Source organism: Beijerinckia mobilis, assembly GCF_000745425.1.
Lineage (GTDB): Bacteria > Pseudomonadota > Alphaproteobacteria > Rhizobiales > Beijerinckiaceae > Beijerinckia > Beijerinckia mobilis.
In genome coordinates this window covers 31,474-51,984 of record NZ_JQJH01000017.1, presented here as the reverse complement: position 1 = coordinate 51,984, position 20,511 = coordinate 31,474, and the positions used below count along the sequence as shown (strand labels likewise).

Annotated in this window: 20 protein-coding genes and 1 pseudogene; 12 read left to right on the top strand and 9 right to left on the bottom strand. The window is 57.1% G+C overall.

Annotation, left to right across the window (positions count from 1 at the left end; genetic code table 11):
* Positions 1–277: 277 nt before the first annotated feature.
* Entirely contained in the window at positions 278–541 is a 264-nt protein-coding gene (grxC, locus tag DL88_RS13345; RefSeq protein ID WP_012383337.1) for a glutaredoxin 3, read from the bottom strand.
* Between the two features lie 525 nt (positions 542–1,066).
* On the opposite strand from grxC, the gene DL88_RS13340 reads away from it, so the two are divergent.
* Both DL88_RS13340 and DL88_RS13335 read left to right on the top strand, forming a co-directional pair.
* Positions 1,067–1,513 carry a hypothetical protein gene (locus tag DL88_RS13340; RefSeq protein WP_034996900.1) on the top strand — a complete coding sequence of 149 codons (447 nt, stop codon included), beginning with the start codon at positions 1,067–1,069 and terminating at the stop codon, positions 1,511–1,513.
* Between the two features lie 71 nt (positions 1,514–1,584).
* A complete protein-coding gene (locus DL88_RS13335) occupies positions 1,585–1,764 on the top strand; it encodes a hypothetical protein (protein WP_034996898.1) in 180 nt (59 codons plus the stop codon).
* Between the two features lie 366 nt (positions 1,765–2,130).
* Here the strand turns inward: DL88_RS13335 and DL88_RS13330 are convergent, their stop codons facing one another.
* Positions 2,131–2,601, bottom strand: a complete 471-nt coding sequence (locus DL88_RS13330) for a hypothetical protein (protein WP_034996896.1) — start codon at positions 2,599–2,601, stop codon at positions 2,131–2,133.
* A gap of 123 nt (positions 2,602–2,724) precedes the next feature.
* On the opposite strand from DL88_RS13330, the pseudogene DL88_RS20580 reads away from it, so the two are divergent.
* A pseudogene (locus tag DL88_RS20580) lies at positions 2,725–2,975 on the top strand (type II toxin-antitoxin system PemK/MazF family toxin).
* A 206-nt stretch (positions 2,976–3,181) separates the two neighbouring features.
* Here DL88_RS20580 and DL88_RS13325 read toward each other — a convergent pair.
* Positions 3,182–3,757 (bottom strand): TetR/AcrR family transcriptional regulator, encoded by a 576-nt coding sequence (locus tag DL88_RS13325; RefSeq protein WP_034996893.1) that lies wholly within the window; start codon positions 3,755–3,757, stop codon positions 3,182–3,184.
* Positions 3,758–3,877: 120 nt separating this feature from the next.
* Between DL88_RS13325 and DL88_RS13320 the strand changes: the two genes are divergently transcribed.
* Together DL88_RS13320 and DL88_RS13315 are read left to right on the top strand one after the other, a co-directional pair.
* Complete coding sequence (locus tag DL88_RS13320) at positions 3,878–4,858, top strand: SDR family NAD(P)-dependent oxidoreductase (RefSeq protein WP_034996890.1); 981 nt, start codon at positions 3,878–3,880, stop codon at positions 4,856–4,858.
* Positions 4,859–5,091: 233 nt separating this feature from the next.
* The gene (locus DL88_RS13315; RefSeq protein WP_034996888.1) at positions 5,092–5,664 is read left to right on the top strand and encodes a hypothetical protein; all 573 of its coding nucleotides are present in this window, start codon (positions 5,092–5,094) and stop codon (positions 5,662–5,664) included.
* Between the two features lie 81 nt (positions 5,665–5,745).
* Here the strand turns inward: DL88_RS13315 and DL88_RS13310 are convergent, their stop codons facing one another.
* A complete protein-coding gene (locus DL88_RS13310) occupies positions 5,746–6,357 on the bottom strand; it encodes a TetR/AcrR family transcriptional regulator (protein ID WP_034996887.1) in 612 nt (203 codons plus the stop codon).
* A gap of 220 nt (positions 6,358–6,577) precedes the next feature.
* On the opposite strand from DL88_RS13310, the gene DL88_RS13305 reads away from it, so the two are divergent.
* Positions 6,578–7,039: a hypothetical protein gene (locus DL88_RS13305; protein ID WP_034996885.1), complete on the top strand. Its 462-nt coding sequence runs from the start codon at positions 6,578–6,580 to the stop codon at positions 7,037–7,039.
* 27 nt (positions 7,040–7,066) lie between these two features.
* On the opposite strand, the gene DL88_RS13300 is transcribed toward DL88_RS13305, so the two are convergent.
* Positions 7,067–8,173, bottom strand: a complete 1,107-nt coding sequence (locus tag DL88_RS13300; protein WP_034996882.1) for an FUSC family protein — start codon at positions 8,171–8,173, stop codon at positions 7,067–7,069.
* A gap of 298 nt (positions 8,174–8,471) precedes the next feature.
* Here DL88_RS13300 and DL88_RS13295 point away from each other — a divergent pair, with 298 nt between their 5' ends.
* The gene (locus tag DL88_RS13295; protein WP_034996880.1) at positions 8,472–10,448 is read left to right on the top strand and encodes an aldolase/citrate lyase/malate synthase family protein; all 1,977 of its coding nucleotides are present in this window, start codon (positions 8,472–8,474) and stop codon (positions 10,446–10,448) included.
* Positions 10,449–10,482: 34 nt separating this feature from the next.
* Here the strand turns inward: DL88_RS13295 and DL88_RS13290 are convergent, their stop codons facing one another.
* The 3 genes from DL88_RS13290 to DL88_RS13280 are packed head-to-tail and all read right to left on the bottom strand — an operon-like array spanning position 10,483 to position 14,503.
* Positions 10,483–11,688, bottom strand: coding sequence for an ATP-binding response regulator (locus tag DL88_RS13290; protein WP_051955971.1), 1,206 nt, complete (start codon positions 11,686–11,688; stop codon positions 10,483–10,485).
* The gene (locus DL88_RS19480) at positions 11,685–12,518 is read right to left on the bottom strand and encodes a response regulator (protein WP_051955970.1); all 834 of its coding nucleotides are present in this window, start codon (positions 12,516–12,518) and stop codon (positions 11,685–11,687) included. The genes DL88_RS13290 and DL88_RS19480 overlap by 4 nt, the downstream gene beginning before the upstream one ends.
* On the bottom strand, positions 12,515–14,503 hold the full coding sequence (locus tag DL88_RS13280; RefSeq protein WP_169741581.1) for an ATP-binding protein: 1,989 nt from the start codon (positions 14,501–14,503) through the stop codon (positions 12,515–12,517). Before DL88_RS13280 ends, DL88_RS19480 begins: the two co-directional genes overlap by 4 nt.
* 297 nt (positions 14,504–14,800) lie before the next feature.
* Between DL88_RS13280 and DL88_RS13275 the strand changes: the two genes are divergently transcribed.
* Complete coding sequence (locus DL88_RS13275) at positions 14,801–15,229, top strand: DUF1236 domain-containing protein (protein ID WP_051955975.1); 429 nt, start codon at positions 14,801–14,803, stop codon at positions 15,227–15,229.
* A 206-nt stretch (positions 15,230–15,435) separates the two neighbouring features.
* On the opposite strand, the gene DL88_RS13270 is transcribed toward DL88_RS13275, so the two are convergent.
* Positions 15,436–16,062 carry a MarC family protein gene (locus DL88_RS13270; protein WP_034996878.1) on the bottom strand — a complete coding sequence of 209 codons (627 nt, stop codon included), beginning with the start codon at positions 16,060–16,062 and terminating at the stop codon, positions 15,436–15,438.
* 281 nt (positions 16,063–16,343) lie between these two features.
* On the opposite strand from DL88_RS13270, the gene gatC reads away from it, so the two are divergent.
* The 4 genes from gatC to DL88_RS13250 all read left to right on the top strand — a co-directional run bounded on the left by gatC (position 16,344) and on the right by DL88_RS13250 (position 20,434).
* The gene (gene gatC / locus DL88_RS13265; RefSeq protein ID WP_034996876.1) at positions 16,344–16,631 is read left to right on the top strand and encodes an Asp-tRNA(Asn)/Glu-tRNA(Gln) amidotransferase subunit GatC; all 288 of its coding nucleotides are present in this window, start codon (positions 16,344–16,346) and stop codon (positions 16,629–16,631) included.
* Between the two features lie 248 nt (positions 16,632–16,879).
* The gene (gene gatA / locus DL88_RS13260; RefSeq protein ID WP_034996965.1) at positions 16,880–18,361 is read left to right on the top strand and encodes an Asp-tRNA(Asn)/Glu-tRNA(Gln) amidotransferase subunit GatA; all 1,482 of its coding nucleotides are present in this window, start codon (positions 16,880–16,882) and stop codon (positions 18,359–18,361) included.
* 252 nt (positions 18,362–18,613) lie between these two features.
* A complete protein-coding gene (gene gatB, locus DL88_RS13255) occupies positions 18,614–20,101 on the top strand; it encodes an Asp-tRNA(Asn)/Glu-tRNA(Gln) amidotransferase subunit GatB (RefSeq protein WP_034996873.1) in 1,488 nt (495 codons plus the stop codon).
* 78 nt (positions 20,102–20,179) lie between these two features.
* A complete protein-coding gene (locus DL88_RS13250; RefSeq protein ID WP_034996871.1) occupies positions 20,180–20,434 on the top strand; it encodes a hypothetical protein in 255 nt (84 codons plus the stop codon).
* Positions 20,435–20,511: the final 77 nt, after the last annotated feature.

The following is a 20,511-nucleotide window of genomic DNA, read 5'->3' as shown; positions in this document are numbered from 1 at the left end:
TTTGTCTGGGATCTCGATGGCTTGATAGGAGCCGTTTTTGTCTCAAATCAGCCCACAAGCGCCCTTCAAGGAAGGTCATTCGACTCCCGCTTTGCGCCCAGGTCGGTCGGCCAGGGGTCGCTCGTGCCCCGAAGCAGACGTTCGATCCAGAAAATTTCATAGGGTGGTGCAATCGGGAGTTTGTCCGCTGTCGTTATGGAACTACGCCCCCCTGCTGCGCTGGCACCAGCCAACGCCGCATCGGTGTTCATCAGCAAACAGGCGATCATGCAAGCCTTTATGCGGTCTTGCCGAGCATTGGATCGAGCAAGCCCTTGCGATCCAGCGCATACATATCGTCGTAGCCTCCGATATGTTTGCCGTCGATGAAGATTTGCGGGACCGTGTCGCCGCCATTGGCGCGCTTGGTCATCGCCTTGCGCAAATCCTTCGACCCCGAAACGTCGATTTCCGTATAGGTCACGCCTTTCTTGGCGAATAACTTTTTCGCGCTCGCGCAATAGTCGCAGGTCGGCGTTGTATAAATTTCAATTTCGGCCATCATTTACTCCTTGCTTTCCACATTGGGGATTCCGCCAAGCCAAGCCGCAGAGCATAACGCGGGCCACCGCTTGGACAGCGATGCGGACATCTGGGCACTGGCAGAACTATCAACCGCGCACAAAAGCGGATGTCCATGCAATGCACAAATCGGTCAATTGCGCATGCTGGAGGTAGCTTAATATCCAGCAGCAAACTCAACTTCGTTGTCCGCCGCTGCGACGGGTGGGCTGTCTTGGCTGGCTCTGATCCAATATGGCTTGATCTGGCGGAGCCCCAGGATGCTGAGGCCCCTGGAGCACTTTGCATTGATGTTGAATCGCTTCGCGATTCCATACCTCTGAAAATGCTCTTGTTCTTTGAGTGGAGCGTTTCTGGATATATCCGAAACGCTCTAGCCAGCAACGGCTGGGTGTTCGGATCATGTCTTGCATCTGTGGGTACAAGTGAGGACAAGGTTTCCTCAGCTCTGACAAAGGCGAGCCCGCGAAAGAACGGCGTGGCTTGACTGCCGGATGGTACATTGATGCATGAACATGAAACAGCCGGCGACGTCCGCGCAGTGCCGGCGCAAATTCTCGATCAAGGCTTTCGGCTACTCGTCCTGCGTGAATTTCGCACGCTTGATCAGCCGCCGTCTCTCGCCTGGATTCAGCAATATATTTTGCGCGATGTGCATCGGGTCCAGCGCCATGGCATTTTCTTCGGCGCCACCTTCCTGCCGGAGATCATGCAATGGCTGAGCGATCTGCTTGGCCGTCCTTCATTGCATCCCGACGATTATCCGGCGAGCCCGGCCTATAAAAATCCCGCCTGGCCCATCTTTTCCTGGTACAGGGAAGATCGCGGCTGGGCCGATGGCCAGCAGACGGTTGAATGGTTTGCCGACGTGGCTTTCAGAGACGAAGCCTCTTTCGCTGCCTTCTTGGCGCGCTGGCTGGACCGCCTGAAAGGATTTGAGAGCCAAGGCTGACGCCACTTCTCAGACCTGCGACGGCAATGATAATCCGGCGCAACTGTTGCACTTTTAAAATTGAGGGAAGAATGGATCCGACAGGCGTGTACAGAATCAAAAACCCGGACCCGAAAGAAGATGGCGTCTGGGTAACGGATGGCATCACGGAACAAGAGATCACCGAGGATGCCTATCTCTCAAATGGTTATAAGCCCAAGCTTAAAAGCCTCCCCTGGGGCGAGCCCAAGCCTGAAGGCAAAACAGGCTGAGAGCCAGGACGTTTCGATCGACCAGACTTGACCACATCTGCACATCAGTGATCATCATTCGATAGGTTCTCAGTCTCATAGTCGTGGAGTTTTGCCTGCCACCGCAAACTGGAGGAAAACGAGAGCGCCTTAAGAAATCGCTGAGAAAAACGCCTCGAGATAGTGTCTGCTCCGCGCTTTCCAGGGTGCATAATTCAAGGTTTTTACACCGAAACGGCTTTGCGGAAACAAGGCAGGTTGCTCTCTGCCATCTTGACCCGTCTGCGGATCTTGCGTCGAAGGACGCGATTTGAACAATTCATGAGGCTGCGCTGCAATCGCCCTTCGAAAAGGTGACTTCGCCTCCTCCTCAGGGTGTGGTCTTCGCTACCCAGCGTTGCCAGTGTTGAGGGCCGTAAAACCAGCGTCCGTCAGCCTGTAGAAACCCGGCATTGAGGCCTTTTCCAGCCAGCGGTTCGCGAAGATTTTTTCCAAAGCTGGTTTGAGGTCGCCCTCACGAAAGCGTTTAAGGGTCAGGCTCTCTTGCACAGGTGCCCAAATAAATGATTTTCCAGCCTTGATACCGCGCGTACCGATTTCCGTCATGATCGCGTTGATCGTGTCGTCTTCCGACGGTGGCGCTCCAAAGTATTTTGCATATCCGGCCATTGTCATTTTGTAAACGCCTTCAGAGGCGTCTTCGATCACACCATCTTCGCCCATCTGCTTCAAAACGGCGCGCAACTCGTCGTGGTGTGGATGGCGGATTTGTAAAGACGCGAATGAAAAGGTCTCTCCCTCTCGAAAGCCTCTGGCATTGATAAAATGATCGATTGCCTCTACCGCCGTCGTCGCCATTTCAATACTCGCTATTCAGGGCTTCATGGATCGTTTGCAGTGGAACGGGTGCATGCGAAAATCAAGAATTTCGCCCCACGAATTTGATCCTCTGATTTACGTCGTGTCGGACCGGGATGATGAATGAGGCACGGAGAAATCTGGACCGTTGCCGGAAGCAAGGATTATGCCGACAAGCCGTGCCCGATGGTTATCGTACAAGACGATAGTTTCGATGCCACGGATTCGACACCGTCTGTGCATTCACAACCAATGAGACCGAAGCTCCCTTGTTTCGTCTGCTGGTGGAGCTGAACGGGCGTAATGGATTGCATTTAGCCTGTCGCTTGATGGTGGATAAGATGACGACTGTTCCGAAATCCAAGATGGCCTGACGCGTGGGACAGTTGGATGACGAGGACGTCTTGCACCTCAACCAGGCTATCCTCATTTTTCTTGGTTTGGCTATCACTCCGAGAACCAAGCGGATTGTATAGGGGTGAGCCAGCTGCTTGGATCAGGGCTATTTACCTAAGGTTGCAATGCTTTGGTAGACTGCAGAAGTTATAAATGACAATCCGATAACAGTGTCATCACCTCCCTATACAGCCCGCATTCCAGCAATCAAAATATCGACGAGACGCTTCGCGCTCGCTTCCCACCCTGGTGCTGCTGCGACATTGGATACGCCAACCAGCGCGCGAAGCAAATCCAATGGTTCTATATTTGAGCGGATATCGCCATTCTCGACCGCGCGCGCGACCAGCGCATTGATCGCCGTTGTGATGATTTCTCCCGAGGCCGCATACAAAGCGGATGTTCCGCTGACCAGAGCGTTGAGCGCCGGGGCGATGACCTGTTTGGCTGCGATATAGTCGATAAACAGGAGCATCCATTCCCGCAGAGCCTCTACGGGAGGCCGGGTTTCCGCAAGTTGCGTGGCGGAATTGGCGAGCTTTTCGAGCTCGCTGCGGTAAACGGCTTCGATCAGCGCATCCCGGTTCGGGAAATGACGGTAAAGGGTGCCTATGCCGACGCTGGCGCGCCGCGCGATCTCATCGAAAGGAATATCGATCTCGCCAGCGTGAAACGCTGCTTTCGCGGTTTCGATCAGCAGTTCGTGGTTGCGCTGGCCATCGCTGCGCGGGCGCCGATGCGCTTTTTTCAACTCCGTCACAGAGCGTCCCCTTGTTAAACGGAGGATAGCTCCGCATATATATAAGCGGAGTATAGCTCCTTATAAATCCCAGGACGTTGGCGCACAATCGGCCGCGTCCGTTTCATGCGGGAGTCCATCATGGCGGTAGTTTTTGGCGCAACATCCACCACGGATGATGTCCTGTCAGGCATTTCTCTCCAAGGAAAGCATATTCTCGTCACCGGCGTTTCGGCCGGGCTCGGCGTCGAGACCGCACGGGTCCTGGCGGCCCATGGCGCGCATGTCGTCGGTGCCGCGCGGGATCTGAAAAAGGCGCAAGCCGCAACACTCGAGGTTCGTGCGGGTGCGGAAAAAGGCAAGGGTGCTTTCGAGCTTGTCGAACTCGATCTTGCGGATCTGGGGAGCGTCCGTGCCTGTGCGGATGCGCTGAACGCCAAGGCGCTTCCTTTCGATCTGGTGATTGCCAATGCTGGTGTCATGGCCACACCATTTGGCCGCACGAAGGATGGTTTCGAGACGCAGTTCGGCACCAATCATCTCGGGCATTTCGTCTTGGTCAACCGGATTGCGGGATTGATGCGATCCGGCAGCCGTCTGGTTAATCTCGCCTCCGCGGGTCATCGCTTTGCCAATGTGGATCTCGTGGATCCGAATTTCGAACATACGCCCTATGATCCCTTCGTGGCCTATGGTCGCTCGAAGACCGCCAATATTTTGTTTGCGGTCGCCTTCGATGCGCGGCACCGTTCACACGGCATTCGTGCGACGGCGGTGCATCCCGGCGGGATCGCGACGGAGCTTGGCCGTCACATGGCTGCGGGCCAGATCGAGGCTATGGTGGCGCAGATCAATGAACAGGCTGCTGCGCAAGGCAAACCGCCGTTTCAGTTCAAGACCATCCCGCAAGGCGCTGCGACCTCCGTTTGGGCGGGTGTTGTGGCGGATGCGGAGACGATCGGAGGCCGTTATTGCGAAGATTGTCATGTCGGCGAGATTGTGCCGGAGGACCAGCCGCTTGGCCTGATTGAAGGTGGCGTCCGCGCCTATGCGCTTGATCCTGCGGCTGCCGAGGCGCTGTGGATGCGGAGTGAGGAGTTGGTGGGCGAAAAATTCCCGTAAAACAAACTTTGCCATCAATCGGCATATGTCGAGAAGGAGAGCGGGCGTTGCCCGCTGCCGCCGGTTTCGTTGGTCATCGCGGATGGCTTCATAATTTTACATTATCGTAAAACGTGTGAACCCTGAGAATTGAACGACGCCATTTCTCCTGAGCTATGGATTAGCGATGTTGGCTACAATAATATCATCGTATCATTTGCTGAGGAATTTCTGGAGAACTGCGGAAACCTGTTATGGATCTACTCAGTAAATACATTCCTGACTATAGTTTCAAAGAAACGCATTTCCGGGATGTGTCGGCGCATCCAACAATCGTCATTGACGCTGCCGCCGCTTTCCGGCCGGAAGCAGACGCTTTTTTTCGGAAAATGATTGCCGTAAGAGAGTTTCCCATGCGCTTGAAAGCGCTCTTTGGGGGAAGACAGACAATCAATCCGGCTCCATTCGGCCTTCACAATTTCATTTTGCTTGAAAAGCAAAACGGCTCCGGACTGGTTTATGGTCTAATCGGGCGGTTCTGGCAGTCTGATTATGGTCTCGTCAAAGTGCCAGACGCTCAAGCTTTCCTGACTTTCAACGATCCGGGCACAGCCAAGCTTGTCGTCGGCTTCTTGGCCATACCTCAAGGTGATGGCAGAACGCGATTGGTGACGGAAACGCGAGTCTACTGTCCCGATCGCGCCACCTGGCTCAGGTTTGCGCCCTATTGGTATCTGATCCGGCCTGTCAGCGGGCTCATCAGAGGGCGGATATTGGCTTCTATCAAGACGATGAGTGAGCGTTCTTCTAAAGCTCATATTTTATGAAAGATACAAAAGGCGGAGACAATTACGCATGCGCTCCGTTTTAAATCTTAAGTTCTGGGTAACATCAGCTCCCAGCAAATTTCACTCAATATCCTCATCCAGCGGCTGCCCACCGCGCTGCTTGAGATCCTTCAACAAGGTCCGCATCGCCCAGCCACAAGCACGAGCGCATTGGGTACCATTGAGGCCCCATTGATCGCGCATTTCGAGCCACGGCATCGTGTGTAAAACTTGCAGCATGGCGGTTGCGAGAATCTGGTCTTCCTTGGGGAGGTTCTTTACCGCTTCCGCTGTTGCCGCGAGATAGCTTTGCTGCCGCCTTTCCCGCCACGAGAGACGCACGGCGCGGCCTTGGGGTGTTGATCTTACGATGGTCGCGAGCGGCGCGATCCTGTCGAAACCTTCATAGATATCTTTCAAGGTCGAGGTGAGATCAGCCTCGCTCTTTGGAAAAGTGACTGTCGGGCCTGCGAGTGCGGTGACACGGTTCCAGGCGACCTGCATCAAAGCGTCTTGATCCGGATAATAGCGATAGACCGTGCGCCGGCCGATGCCGGTGCGTTCCGCGACATTGTCATGATTGACGGCGCTCCCCTCGCTCATGAGGGCGATGATCGCATCCTCGATGCGCGTGCGGATCGCTTCCTTGTTGCGCTCACGCTGGCCGGTCTTTGCCTGTTCGATCTCGGTCATAAGAACGGAATAGGTTCTGGCACAGAAAGTGTCAAATTTATATTGACACTTTCTGTGCCAGTTTATAACAACAAATCGTGAAGCGTCTGATCCCGATGAGCGATGAGCCTGACTCATAGCCCATCGGCCCCCGCGACTGCGGGGCGGCGGTAATCCGCCGAGCTTCATGGATCACGACAAGTCGTGATCCATGCATTTGAGTACGAACGGGGGAAACAAAATGCTGTTTCATTTTTCTATTGCCGCGCGCGATCCGCATCGTGTCGCACAAGTTTTTGCCGAATTATGGGATGGCGTCGTCGCGCCTTTTCCACATGTCATTGAAGGGGGATGGGCGGCCATTGCGCACGATGACCGCAATACGGCGGTCGAGGTCTATCCGCTGCATACTGTGCTTTTCGAACAGGAAGGCGATGCGGATGCCGTGGGCATGGCCTCGGGTCGGGATGATCGCAGCGCCACTCATGCGGCTGTGGGCACGCATCTCAACCAGGAACAGGTTTTCGCCATCGCCAAGCGGGAAGGGTGGCCGGCGAAATATCGCAGGCGTGGCGGTGTGTTCGGCGTCATTGAAATCTGGGTCGAGGGTGAACGCATGATCGAAGTTTTGACCGACGAGATGGTCGACGAATATCGCCGCATCATGAAAGCCGAGGCCTGGCTGGCTCACGCCGAGGCTTGATAGGCGAATTCGTCCGGGCCTGATCGTTCAAGACAGTCCCGGCTCTCCAACATTATCCGGGGCGGCCCGGGAGAGGGGATCCGCCACCGGAAGCCTCTCATGGCCGGCCTGCTCGTAGCTGATCGTTTCGAGTTCTTCGCAAAGGCCGGCAAATTCATCCACGACCGGATGCCAGACCGGCGCAGTCTCTCCAATCGCCTTTGCATAATGCGAAAAACTATGCGCCGTAGTGGCGCGGTGCTTCTGTTCTCCGGCAAATTGCCGGGCTTTTTGCGCGGTCGCAAATAGAATTTCGGCGAAATTTTTTGGTGGCGCATGGCCTTGATCGCTTTCCAGCGCTCGCTGGAGTCGATCGGTAAACAGAACTGCGCGTGCCCCGAGGCGCACTGACGAAGGCCACCAGCAATCAATGAGACGGGTGATGCTTTGCCCACTCATGCGTCCGCGCAGGCTCCAGCGTTTGATCGTGTCGGCAAAAGCGATCATCTCCTGCAACAGCAAAACATTGTCGCGGATCTGCACGGCGCCGACATCGAGACTATTGCCGCTCTGGTCTTGAAGACGATGGCCTGCGCTTTCCAGAAGGTCGGCAATTGACTCGATCAGAGTTCGTGCCTTCGGGGCGATGAGCCGTCGGGGATCGGGCGTGAACAGGATTTGGCTGAACAAAAGGCCGATCAGTCCACCGATGGCGGCATCGCCGATCCTGTCGAAACCCGCACTCGAAAGCGAGCTGACGAGAACGGCGGAAGCACCAGCTTCGATCAGCATGACGGCATTGAGGCCGAAACTCGAGGCGGCGAACATCGCGATCATGATGATGGCGGCAAGCCGTGGCAGCGACTCGGTGATGGGGACGGCACTCCCATGCCAGAGCGCCAGCGAGGTTTCGCCGACGAGAATGCCAATTGACACGCCGATGAGAACGCCGATGGCCTGACGCCCGCGCCGCGCTATGCCGGGCGCGAGACAGACAATGGCGGCGATGGGTGCGAAAATCGGCGTACGATGTGCGAAAATGATCGAGGCCAGCCACCAGGCGAAGGATGCCGCGAGGGCGGAAAGCAGGATATCAGCGGCGGCCTGACGCCAATGGGACTGCGCGCGCGCGAAAAGAAGAGACAGGGTCGGCATGGATCCGAAGCATAAAGAAATTTGCCGCGAATGCCAAAACCCGCAAAAACTACCAGCGGATCGGCGGTTCTTGCGCGGCGCGGCATGGATCCTGATTTCCCGGCCTGATTATGCGGCCGTCTTGACATCCCCTCTCTGAAGACTTTCAAAACACGGCGCAGAGATGCGGATGGCGCGGTCGGTTGGTTTTGAAATAGCCTGCCGCACGCTGCAAAAGGCTCGATAAAGGCCCCATTTTCAAGGGGCCGTTCCACAACATCATAGGCGTCCCGGAAAACGCGCCGCAGGAACAGTACACATGCCCATCAAGATCGGCAGCTTGGCCATTGACGAGACCTTGCATGATTTCGTCACCTATGAAGCGCTTTCGGGCACGGGCATGGGCGCGTTGCAATTCTGGAGCGGTCTTGCAAAACTAATCGACGAATTCGCGCCCTTGCTGAGCGCGCCGCCAGCGGTGGAAAGCCCGTTTTCCGTCAGTGTGCCGGAAACGCCTGCGAAGGTCGGCATCGATCCTCTTGTCACGCGTCTTCATGGACCGCAGATCGCCGTGTCTGCTTCAGAGCCGCGTTACATCCTCAAGGCGGCCAATGCGCGCTGGAGCAGCCTTTATGATGCGCTCTATAGCTCGCATCTCATTCCCGAAACGGAGGGCGCTGAACGCGGCGGTGCATATAATAAAGTGCGTGGCGCCAAGGTCATGGAACGGGCCAAAATCTTTCTCGACCAGGTTTTGCCGCTCGCCAAGGGCAGCCATGCGGATGTCAGGCTCTACGGCGTCGCCGAGGGAGAACTCTTTGCCGAATTCGCGCCCGGCGACCGCAGCGCGTTGCAAAAGCCCGAACAATTCATCGGCTGCGAAGGACGCCCCGAGCGCCCGACCGGCGTTCTGTTCGATCATGAGGGCGGAAACATTCTGCTGCGGATCGATCGCCGCCATGTGATCGGAAAAGACGATCCTGCTGGTCTCGCCGATGTTCTCCTGGAATCTCTATTGGCGGTGATCATTGATTTCGAGGACAGTCTGTTTTGTGCGGGCCCCAAGGACAAGATTGCGGCCTATCGTAATTGGCTCGGTATTTTGAAAGGCAGCCTGCGTATCGAGTTCAAGAAGAATAAGAAAGTCACGGACCGCTTGCTCGCGACCGATCTCTCCCTGACCGATCGCGCTGGAAAACCTTTGAGCCTTCCAGGGCGCAGCCTTTTGATGGCGAGCCATGCCGCGCCGCATGTCCTTTCCCATCTGGTTTACGATAAGAAGGACGCGCCGGTACCGGAATGTCTGATCGATGCGGCGGTGACGGCGTTGATCGCGATACAGGATTTGAAACGCGCGCGCGGCCTGCCAAACAGCACCAAGGGCGCGATCTATGCCGTGAAGCCGAAATTGCGCGGCCCGGGGGATTTGAAGACAGTCGCGGACATCTGTAGCCGGATCGAAACCTTCCTGCGGTTGCCGCAGGAGACGATCAAGCTCGTGATCATGGATGAGTCACAAGCGATCCATGCGATTGCGGAGCAGACTGCGCCGGAGCGGGGCCTGCCAGCGAACCGTTTCGTCGCTTTCCTTCCCGATCCGATCGATCAGGCGGTAGAGGCCTTGCAAAGCCGTTTCACGGAGGCGGCGTTGCAATTGAAACCGTTTGCCTCGCTCGCATCCGCTTTCGCGGCTTCACCCGCCAAGGTGGCGTTGAATGCTTTCGCGCGTCATCAGGGGCTCATGCCGTTCGCGCCGGCTGCGCTGGAATTCGAGGCGGTGGATACGGCCGGGCAGGAGCGCCAAGGCAAGGAGCGCCGCGACAAGGATTTGGCCTTTTTCTGCGAACATATATTGTCGCTCCTATATGTGCTGATTGAACACGGCCAAAGCAGCCTGTTGGTGCGAGACAACGGCGATGCCGGAGAGATCGCCGACCGCGCCAGCCTGCGGCTCGCGATTTTGCAGATCGCCAATTGGCTCCGGCACGGATTGTATGATGATGCGGTGATCGGCACGGCTCTCGGGCAGGCGGCGGCAAGGCTCATGGAACGCAATCCGGACGAAGCGCCGCTGCATGTTCTGCTCGGGGAGGGCGAGGGTTCACTTCTGCGTCTCGCTCAGGAGCTGATCGCGCTGCTTGCGCAATCACCGACGGAAGCGATGGAGCCGGTACTGGTGCCCTGGCGGCGCGCGGCTTTGGTGCGGCAGGGACCGAAGGGCGACAATCGTTTCGAGGCGATGAGAGGCGCGACGCGCGGACTGGAAAGCGGTGAGGCGTTCCGCACACATGATTGATGCAGGATGAAGCGCGGGGCGCACACCCGCTGATTCAACCGTTCACGCAAAGGAGCGGTTGCGGATTGATCAGGCGGTGGGCAGGAAAGGTAACGACCGCACAGGTGCCTTGTCCGCTCCGGCTGCTGAGATGCAAGCTGCCGCCGTGCAGTTCCATAAAGGATTTGACCAGGGGCAGGCCGAGGCCGGTGCCGTCATGACGCCGGCTGAGCGAACTGTCGATCTGCACGAAGGGCTCGCACACACGTTTGAGATGTTCCGGCGCAATCCCGATGCCGGTATCGGCCACGGCGATCGCGAGATCGCCTTTTTGCGTGAGGCGTGCATTGACCTCGATCGAGCCGCCTCGCGGCGTGAATTTGACCGCATTGGAAAGCAGATTGAGCAGGACCTGCTTGGCCTTGCGTTCATCCACGCGGAACAGGGGCAGGTTGGCGTTGATGGTCGAGGTCAGTGTCAGCCCGGCTTCACGGGCGCGCGGCATGAGAAGCCGCTCGACCGGAAGAATGGTGTCGCGCGGATGGACGACGGATTCATAGAGTTCCATCTGTCCGGCTTCGGCCTTGGTGAGATCGAGAATGTCGTTGATGAGCGACAGAAGATGTTCGCCGCTGGAATTGATGTCGTGGAGATATTCACGGTAGCGCTCGTTGTCGAGCGGGCCCATGAGTTCCATGAGAATGAGATTGGAAAAGCCGATGATGGCATTGAGCGGCGTGCGCAATTCATGGCTGATCGTGGCGAGGAAGTTGGATTTCGCCTGATTGGCGGCTTCGGCACCTTCTTTCGCGAGGCGTAGAGCCTCGATCATACGTGTTTTTTCCCGCCGGAGATTATGGGTCTCGAACGCGCGTTCGAGGATGGCGATGAGCTCGCCGGGGGCGCAGGATTTATCGATATAATCATAGGCGCCGCGCCGCAGCGCTTCTATCGCGGACGATGTATCCACATGCGCCGTGATCATGATGCCGATCAGGCTTGCATCCTCTGCCTTGAGTTTTGACAGAAGATCGACGCCGGAAAGGCCGGGCAGGCGGATGTCGACCATGGCGACGACAGGCTTGTCCCTGCGCAGGGTTTCGAGCGCCTGCGCCGCATCACGCACCGTAATGACGTGATAACCGCGCAGATCGAGAATGTCATGGAGCGATTCACCGAATTCCGGATCATCGTCGACGACCATGACAGGTTGCGAGCGGAGCTCGATCAAACCGATGTCGTGCATGCCTGCGTCATTCATGTGGGGATTCCCGCGACCGCTTCCGGCTGTCGCGCCTGCGGCTCACACTCGCACGGTGCCGCGATAATATTGCCGGTACCGGTTTCCCCGCCTTCCGGATGCAGCAGATGCGCTATGCCACGCAGCAGATTCTCCGCATCGAGCGGCTTCTGGAGAATGCCTTGCGTGAGCAGGGTCGATTGCGTGAATTGTTCGTCGCCCTCGGATCCGACGACGAGCATTTTTGGCATATCTCCCAGCTGGTTCCTGATGTCGATGCAGAGCTCCATTCCGCGCAGGAGGGATTTCTCTCGATTGACGATGATACAATCGACATCTTCCAGTCTTTCAGGGGCTATCTGCCCGATATCGCCTTCCACGACTTCCACCTTGTAGCCGGCCTCCGTCAGGATCGGTGAGACCTGATCGATCAGAAGGGTATCCATATCGGCGAGGAAGATGCGGCCGCACATTTTTGGCGGCTCTTTCGTCATGAGGTCGGATTTTGCGACGGCGGCGAGAAGATCGGCGGGACTGAAAGGCTTATAGAGGACGCCAAGCGCGCCTTTGTCGAGGGCTTCGGCGACAAGCTGCTCGACGCTATATCCGGTCATCATGAAGACATGGGCTTTTTCGCGCATACGGCGGAAAGAGAGAAAAGTCTCCACGCCATTCATGCCCGGCAATTTCACATCCATGAAGATGAGGTCGAAATCCGTCTCGGCGAAACGGAGCAGCGCCGTCTCGCCGGAATCCGCCAGCTCGACTTCATGGCCTTGCAGTTCGAGGATGTCGGCGAGGCTTTCGGCATGATCCCCATCGTCGTCGACGATCAGAATGCGCTTTTTCATGCTGCCAACTCCTCTTTTTGCCTGGGGATCTTGATGGTGATCGTGGTGCCTTCGCCCAATCGGCTCGTGAGAGCGATCGTGCCGCCATGCTGCTCGACGATCTGCTTGACGGCGGGCAGTCCAAGGCCGGTGCCGAAGCTTTTGGTACTGAACAACGGGTCAAAGACGCGGGTAAGATTTTCGGAAGAAATGCCCGGACCATTGTCGTTGACCACCAGCAAGACACCATCGGCATGGTGGCGGGTTGAAAGGCGCAGGATTTTTTCGCCTGTGATATTTTTCTGATCGCTCATCGCCTGGATGGCGTTTTCGACGAGATTGACGATCACCTGCCGCAACCTTTCCGGGTCGAAGGTGCAATCTTTGTCATGGGCAGAAAAATCGCACAGGACTTGAATAGCTGGCGGTATGACGAGTTCGTCGAGGACGGTCTGGATCCATTGGTCGAAATTGCGCTCGTCGTAATTCAAGGCGCCGATGCGGGAATATTCGAGCAGGTGCGTAATGATGCGATTGCAGCGGTCGACGCTGCGCTCCATGCGCGTGATTGACCTTTCGAGCTTCAGCTCTCTCGCCGTCGATTGTTCCTTGAGGAGAAAGAGTGTGTTCTTGATGGCGCCAAGCGGATTGCGCAATTCATGCGCGACGGTGGCGGTGAGCTGGCCGATCGTCGACAGCCGTTCCTTCTTCAGCAGATCTTCCTGTGTCTGGATGAGCTCGGCGGTCCGTTCCATGACGCGCAATTCGAGTTTCTCGTTCAGGCTTAGAAGTGCTTCCGTCGCGGCTTCGGCGATTTCCTTGGCAGCGTTCAATTCCTCCAACAGACGTTTTTGCTGTGTTTCCGCTTCGTGAATGCGTGTGGCATCGGCATAGGTGGCGATCCAGCGCAGCGGTCTGCCCGTTTCGTCATAGAGGAATTCAGTTTTGTAATGCAGCCAGCGCAGGGTGCCGTCAGCGCCCGCGAAACGCAGGTTCTGGCATTTTGCGTCGCCGCAAAAATGCGGCATACGCATCGGAAGAGAACATTGCGGCCCATCCTCCGGGCTGAGACAGCGGACGAAGGACTGAAAGGCCGAGGCTGGTTTGCTTTTGTCGAGGTTGAACAGCCGGTAGATTTCATCCGACAATTCGATCGCGCCTGTCACGAGATCCTGTTCGACGCTTCCCATCTGCGCGATACGCTGTGCGCGTACGAGATGATCGCGGCTTTTGCGTAACTCTTCGGCTTCCAGCTCCATGTGTTTGCAGCGATGAGATTGGCTTATGGCAATGAGGAGGCTCGCGCAGAAGAGCAGAAGCAGGAGAAGGAGAGCGGTTGCAATCAGGGTAGGGCGCCCATCCTGGTCGGCAAGGATGAGGCCCGGCCCTGCGCTGCAAGTCAGAGCCGCCATGCCGAAGGAATGTGCGCCGCAAATTCCGGTGGCGAGGAGGAGTGAGGAGAAGAGGAGCGAGGTGGAGAGGAAAGGAGAGGATTTTGCCGAAGTCCCCGGCCGGTTTTCCTCCGTCCTATCCTTCGGCAAGATCGCCATGGAAAGTGCGGCCAGCATGACGGGCGCGAGAATGGAAAGAACGACGAAACCCGGGCTCCAGTCCATCTCGGCACGAAATTTCAGCGAGGCGGTAAGAAGATAGTGCTGGGCGCCGATCGACAGACCGATGATCGCGCCACCAAGAAGCGGGCGGCTTCGATCGACCAGCGTGAAGCCGATCCAGGCCGTCATCGTTCCTGAAACAAAGACCAAGGGCAAGATTTCAATCGCAATGGATGATGGAACGCCGATCCCGTATACCAGACGGAAGATGCAATAGGTCGTCACAAGGCCGCAGACGAAAACCACGGAAGCGGCAAAAATCCAGCCGGGCCTTTGTATGCGTTCTACCTCTGAGCTGGCCCTGAACAATGTGATCGAAGCATAAGTGACGGCAAAGCCGATCGCGACGGCGAGGACCATCAAAGCGAGATCAACATGGGGTGTGAGGGGCATGGCAAGGACGTTCATGCCACCATTGAAAGGGGATAAAAGTTAAGAGTGTTTAATGCCCTGCCGCTCACCTTAAATCAGCGATAAGAACAGACTAAGAAGAATGTTCATATTTCATCGTAGTGAAAGAGGAAAAATTCAATCAATAGCGATGAATCGTCTCGTAAAGCATTGGAAAAATCAGTAATAATCATGCGCAGCATGGTGCGGTTCCATCCAAATTTCATGAATTCTTTTCCGGAACCTTATTGCGGCAACGGGGATTGCCCCTTCATCTTTAAGAGAAGGAAGGAGGCTTTGATGGACAGGAAATTCGGATATCTGATTCTGGCGGCAATGCTTTCGGTGCCGGCTGTGGTTCATGCCCAGGGTGTCATTGGTGGAGCGACGACGGGAGCGGAACAGGGCGCGGCGCAAGGCAGTGCGATTGGTGGGCCGGTTGGCGGCATTGTCGGCGGTGCGGTGGGCACGGCGACGGGAGCGGTCAAAGGCGTTCTCGGAATTGATCAGACGGCGCGTTTCCGTGAACAGGTGCTCCGCGAGCACCGGTCTTCCTATCAATACAATAAGCCCGTGGCGGTCGGGACTGTGCTGCCGAAGCAGGGTGTGACCTATTATCGGGTGCCGTCGGGATATGGCATCGCCAAGAAATATAGGTATACGATCATCAATGGCCATACCGCGATCGTCGATCCTGCGACGCGCACCATTGTCCAGATCATCGATTAATATCAACTCTCGATCGGAAGACTTCTTGAGAATTAGACTCTGGGGATAGGACTCTGCAATTTCGCCCCGCGACGGCGAGGCGCTGGCTTCCCACCAGACCTCACCGATCCCGGCAGACCGGGATCGGTGATTTATATTTTGGGGCGCGACATGATGACGTGGAGATCCATCCGGTGAAAACCGCTCTTATGCGGGGGCATCAGGGATCAGGGGAAGAGACCGCGAAAACCATCGGCGGCGATCTGAACGGCGAGCGCGGCCAGAAGAATGCCAAGCAGGCGGCTGATCACCGCGCGACCGGTCACGCCCATGATTGCATCGATCCTCTCGGCGAGCTGCAGCACCGCGAAGGTCATGGCGATGATCGCGACGATCAGCCCGATGACTCCCAGAAAGGCGCCGAAACCCGGCGCATGGGTCGTTGCCACAATGACGGCGGCAATGGCGCCTGGACCGGCTATCAGCGGCATGGCGAGGGGAAACACCGCCAAACCAAGCGCGTCGGCATCGCTGGTCTGGTCCGGTGGAGCGGCATCCACCGCTTTGCGATCGCTGCGTTTCTGAAACACCATCTGGAAGCCGATCCAGAAGAGCAGAATGCCGCCGGCGACGCGGAAAGCCGGCAGGGAAATTCCCGCCACCTGCAGAAGTCCGTTGCCCAGGAAAGCGAAGGTGAGAAGAATGAGCAAAGCGGCGAGACAGGCCCGGCGACCGACGAAGCGGCGCTGCGTCTCGGTGAGGCCCGCCGTGAAGGCAATGAACATCGGAATGATCGCCAGCGGATCAATGACCACGAACAATGTGGTAAAGGTTTGCAAGAGATAGGAAAACATGGATCGATGCGGGTCCTTGGGCGATAATTCTGGAGCGTATTGGCGGCGGGAGGGTGCAATGCACGCCATTTCCGGCTAATACCGAAGGGCGGTGAACATGATTATCGTCGTTCGGCCTTAGAGTTCGCGGAACGACGGCAATCCGCCAAGCTTCATGGATCATGACAGGGCGCGATCCATGACCCTTGGTGTCGGTTCGCGGCGAATTTTGCTTTCCTGTTCACTTCAAGCGCCTCACTTTTGAATGCTTCGGCGCAAGCGCCACTCAAGGAGACTCCTCTATGTCCGTCGATGCCGTGACCGTCCGCAAAATCGCGCATCTCGCGCGTATCAAGGTCAATGACGCCGACGTGCCGCATCTGCAACAGGAACTCAATGCCATTCTCACTTTCGTGGAACAATTGTCGGCGGTCGATATCGAAGGCGTCGAGCCGTTAACGTCGGTCATGCCTATGCCGATGGCGAAGCGCGAAGATGTCGTGACCGATGGCGGAATTCCCGATGCCATCGTCGCCAATGCTCCGGTGAGCGAAGATCGGTTCTTCGTCGTGCCCAAGGTGGTCGAATAGGAGTTCTTAGGCCCTAAGCAAACTTTCCAGAGTTTGCTTACACTTAAAATCTGGGCAGCATTGAATTTGCTTAAAAAAACAAAATCAATCGCGGCTTTAGCCACGTAACGCTGCTCGGGGCCTGTTGATGATCCAAACAGAATGATTTCAAGCTGACGCGCTTGACGATCGTCTCCTGCCGATCTGCTTCCTCCGGTAAAGCAAAAGCAGCGATCCTCGAACGCGATCCTGATGGACGGACGCGAAACGTGACCGAATTGACTGACCTGACACTGGCCGATGCGCGCGATGCCTTGCGCCAGAAAAAGATATCCTCGGCCGAACTGACCATGGCCTATCTGGCGGCCATCGAAAAGGCGCGGCCGCTCAACGCCTTTCTTCTCGAGACGCCCGATCATGCGCAAGCCATGGCGCGTGCTTGCGACGAACGCATCGCCCGTGGCGAGGCTGGCCTGCTCGAAGGCATTCCGCTCGGTATCAAGGATCTGTTCTGCACCGAGGGGGTGCGGACGACAGCGGCGAGCCATATTCTCGAAAATTTCGTGCCGCCCTATGAATCAACCATCACCGCCAATCTCTGGCGCGATGGCGCGGTCATGCTGGGCAAGCTCAATCTCGATGAATTCGCGATGGGCTCGTCGAATGAAACATCCTATTTTGGCCCGGTGATTTCCCCCTGGCGCCGTGCCGGTTCGACAGCACCGCTCACACCCGGTGGTTCGTCGGGAGGATCGGCGGCGGCGGTTGCGGCGCGATTGTGCCTTGGTGCCACGGCGACCGATACCGGCGGCTCGATCCGCCAGCCAGCCGCTTTCACCGGAACCGTTGGCATCAAGCCGACTTATGGCCGCTGCTCGCGCTGGGGCGTCGTCGCCTTCGCCTCTTCGCTCGATCAGGCGGGACCGATTACGCGCACGGTGCGCGATGCCGCCATCATGCTGCGCTCGATGGCCGGTTATGACCCCAAGGATTCCACCTCGGTCAATCTGCCTGTGCCGGATTATGAGGAAGTGCTCGGGCAATCGGTGAAAGGCATGCGGATCGGCATTCCGAAGGAATACAGGCTCGATGCCATGCCGGAGGAAATCGGCAGGCTTTGGGATCAGGGCATCGAATGGATGCGCGCGGCGGGCGCCGAGCCTGTCGAGATCTCGCTCCCGCATACGCGCCATGCTCTGCCAGCCTATTATATCGTCGCGCCGGCGGAAGCCTCGTCCAATCTCGCCCGCTACGATGGCGTGCGGTTCGGTCTTCGCGTGCCGGGCAAGGATATTGCGGGCATGTACGAGGAAACCCGCGCCGAAGGCTTTGGCAAGGAAGTGCGCCGCCGCATCCTTATCGGAACCTATGTGCTCTCGGCTGGCTATTACGACGCCTATTATGTCCGCGCGCAGAAGATCCGCACATTGATCAAGCAGGATTTCGATCAGGCCTTCGATCAGAAGATCGACGCGATCCTGACGCCTGCAACGCCGTCGGCGGCTTTCGGCCTTGGCGAGAAGGGCGCTAAGGATCCGATTGAAATGTATCTCAATGATATTTTCACGGTGACGGTGAATATGGCCGGTCTGCCGGGTATCGCCGTGCCTGCCGGCGTCTCTTCCGAAGGTCTGCCGCTCGGCCTGCAATTGATCGGGCGGCCGTTCGATGAGCAAACATTGTTCGCGCTGGCAGCGGTCATTGAATCCTCGGCGCCGCCCGTATCTCTGCCCTCGGCCTGGTGGGCGTGACATTGTCGGCGGGCGGTGCGAATGATTGGTCATGCGCCGCGCCGTCGGACCTTATTGATCCCAACCTGTCGGGATCAATGAGATGTGGTATAGATTGAAGTATAGCAAAGCAACGGAGGCGGATTGCTGTGGCCGGGTACCACAGGCCGGTGATCCGCTCTTTTCTTCAACGCATCGAATAGTGCCGGAAGAATTTCTCGCTTTCGGCCTTTGATGCCACAGCGAGCGCGGGCTCGTGAATCGGGGTCCTGCATGAACACACATGTTAAACCATCGAAGCTCATCAAGGGTGCGACCGGAGACTGGGAAGTCATCATCGGTCTCGAAGTCCACGCCCAGGTGACGTCGCGGTCAAAATTATTCTCCGGCGCCTCGACGCTCTTCGGCGCCGAACCGAACACCAATGTATCGCTCGTCGATGCCGCCATGCCGGGCATGCTGCCGGTCATCAATGCGGAATGCGTGGCGCAGGCTGTGCGCACGGGGCTTGGTCTCCAGGCGCAAATCAATCTGCGTTCGGTCTTCGACCGGAAGAATTATTTCTATCCCGATCTACCGCAGGGCTATCAGATCTCGCAGTACAAGAGCCCGATCGTCGGTGAAGGCACGGTGATCGTCGATGTCTCGCCGACCGAGCAGATCGAAGTCGGCATCGAGCGTCTGCATCTCGAACAGGATGCCGGCAAATCGTTGCATGATCAGTCGGCGACGGATTCCTTCGTGGATCTCAACCGGTCCGGCGTTGCGCTGATGGAGATCGTGTCGAAGCCGGACATGCGCTCCGCCGATGAGGCCCGCGCCTATGTCAGCAAGCTGCGCACGATCCTGCGCTATCTCGGCACCTGCGACGGCAATATGGAACAGGGCTCGCTGCGCGCCGATGTGAATGTGTCGGTGCGCCGTCCGGGCGAGCCTTTCGGCACCCGCTGCGAGATCAAGAACGTCAATTCGATCCGCTTCATCGGGCAGGCGATCGAGACGGAAGCGCGGCGTCAGATCGCCATTCTCGAAGATGGTGGCAGCATCGATCAGGAAACCCGTCTGTTCGATCCTGGCAAGGGTGAGACGCGGTCGATGCGTTCGAAGGAAGAGGCGCATGACTATCGCTATTTTCCCGATCCGGATCTGCTGCCGCTCGAATTCGATCAGGCCTATGTGGATGAACTCGCCAGCGCGCTGCCGGAATTGCCGGATGCGAAAAAGTCCCGTTTCATGAAGGATTACGGGCTGCCGGCCTATGATGCTGGTGTGCTCGTCGCTGACAAGGAAACCGCTGATTATTACGAGGCGGCGGTCAATTATGGCGGGACGAAGCGCGACCCGAAACTAGTCGCGAATTGGGTGACCGGCGATGTCGCGGCCTATGCCAATTCAGTCGGCCTGGCGGTTGCGCAGACGCATCTGACACCAGCGCAAATCGCGACGCTCGTCGATCTCATCAGCGAGCAGACGATCTCCGGCAAGATCGCGAAGGACGTTCTGGCGATCCTCATCAGTGAGGAGAAGGAAGGCGATCCGCGCGCAATCGTCGAGGCTCGTGGCTTGAAACAGGTCACCGATACCGGCGCGATCGAAGCCGCCGTCGATGCGATCATCAGCGCCAATCCCGACAAGGTTGCGCAGGCGCAGGCGAAGCCGACTATGCTCGGCTGGTTCGTCGGACAGGTGATGAAGCAGACGGGAGGCAAGGCAAACCCGCAAGCCGTCAATGAATTGCTGAAGGCAAAACTCGGGATCTGATACCTGCCGGTTCTTACTGAATGCACCGCATCGCGATCAGTAATGCGGTGCAAGGTAGCGTTGTCTCACGAGCCACCGATGATCGGATGGCCGCAGCTCGTTGAAAATGATTCGCCACTTTTCGTCCGCATTCGGGCGTTGGCCGTGCCGCTGGCACGGCCTTTTTTGTCTTTGCACGAAATTTTTTTTGAACCGCCTTCGTGCCGATTATTGCCACGCGTGACACTCTCCAAAGAAGACGAAATGATTGGTACGCATCGTTTGAAAAGCAGGAGCCGTAAAAGAAAAGAAGTGGAATGTGCTTTCTTGCAGTACCAAATTTCTTTCAGATAAAAGCAAATAATATCAATGTGTTGCTAATAAAATAACGGCGCTGGATGTAAGCCCGTAAAGCCGGAGTGATTTCCGCT

Bases quoted from the DNA above. Each gene is read 5' to 3' on its own strand.
- DL88_RS13270 (WP_034996878.1), bottom strand. From the start codon at position 16,062: ATGTTTTCCTATCTCTTGCAAACCTTTACCACATTGTTCGTGGTCATT.
- gatC (WP_034996876.1), top strand. From the start codon at position 16,344: ATGTCCGTCGATGCCGTGACCGTCCGCAAAATCGCGCATCTCGCGCGT.
- DL88_RS13310 (WP_034996887.1), bottom strand. From the start codon at position 6,357: ATGACCGAGATCGAACAGGCAAAGACCGGCCAGCGTGAGCGCAACAAG.
- DL88_RS13280 (WP_169741581.1), bottom strand. From the start codon at position 14,503: ATGCCCCTCACACCCCATGTTGATCTCGCTTTGATGGTCCTCGCCGTC.
- DL88_RS19480 (WP_051955970.1), bottom strand. From the start codon at position 12,518: ATGAAAAAGCGCATTCTGATCGTCGACGACGATGGGGATCATGCCGAA.
- DL88_RS13335 (WP_034996898.1), top strand. From the start codon at position 1,585: ATGGATCCGACAGGCGTGTACAGAATCAAAAACCCGGACCCGAAAGAA.
- DL88_RS13315 (WP_034996888.1), top strand. From the start codon at position 5,092: ATGGATCTACTCAGTAAATACATTCCTGACTATAGTTTCAAAGAAACG.
- DL88_RS13320 (WP_034996890.1), top strand. From the start codon at position 3,878: ATGGCGGTAGTTTTTGGCGCAACATCCACCACGGATGATGTCCTGTCA.
- DL88_RS13330 (WP_034996896.1), bottom strand. From the start codon at position 2,601: ATGGCGACGACGGCGGTAGAGGCAATCGATCATTTTATCAATGCCAGA.
- DL88_RS13340 (WP_034996900.1), top strand. From the start codon at position 1,067: ATGCATGAACATGAAACAGCCGGCGACGTCCGCGCAGTGCCGGCGCAA.
- gatB (WP_034996873.1), top strand. From the start codon at position 18,614: ATGAACACACATGTTAAACCATCGAAGCTCATCAAGGGTGCGACCGGA.
- DL88_RS13300 (WP_034996882.1), bottom strand. From the start codon at position 8,173: ATGCCGACCCTGTCTCTTCTTTTCGCGCGCGCGCAGTCCCATTGGCGT.
- DL88_RS13275 (WP_051955975.1), top strand. From the start codon at position 14,801: ATGGACAGGAAATTCGGATATCTGATTCTGGCGGCAATGCTTTCGGTG.
- grxC (WP_012383337.1), bottom strand. From the start codon at position 541: ATGGCCGAAATTGAAATTTATACAACGCCGACCTGCGACTATTGCGCG.
- DL88_RS13305 (WP_034996885.1), top strand. From the start codon at position 6,578: ATGCTGTTTCATTTTTCTATTGCCGCGCGCGATCCGCATCGTGTCGCA.
- DL88_RS13295 (WP_034996880.1), top strand. From the start codon at position 8,472: ATGCCCATCAAGATCGGCAGCTTGGCCATTGACGAGACCTTGCATGAT.
- DL88_RS13290 (WP_051955971.1), bottom strand. From the start codon at position 11,688: ATGAATGACGCAGGCATGCACGACATCGGTTTGATCGAGCTCCGCTCG.
- DL88_RS13250 (WP_034996871.1), top strand. From the start codon at position 20,180: ATGATCGGATGGCCGCAGCTCGTTGAAAATGATTCGCCACTTTTCGTC.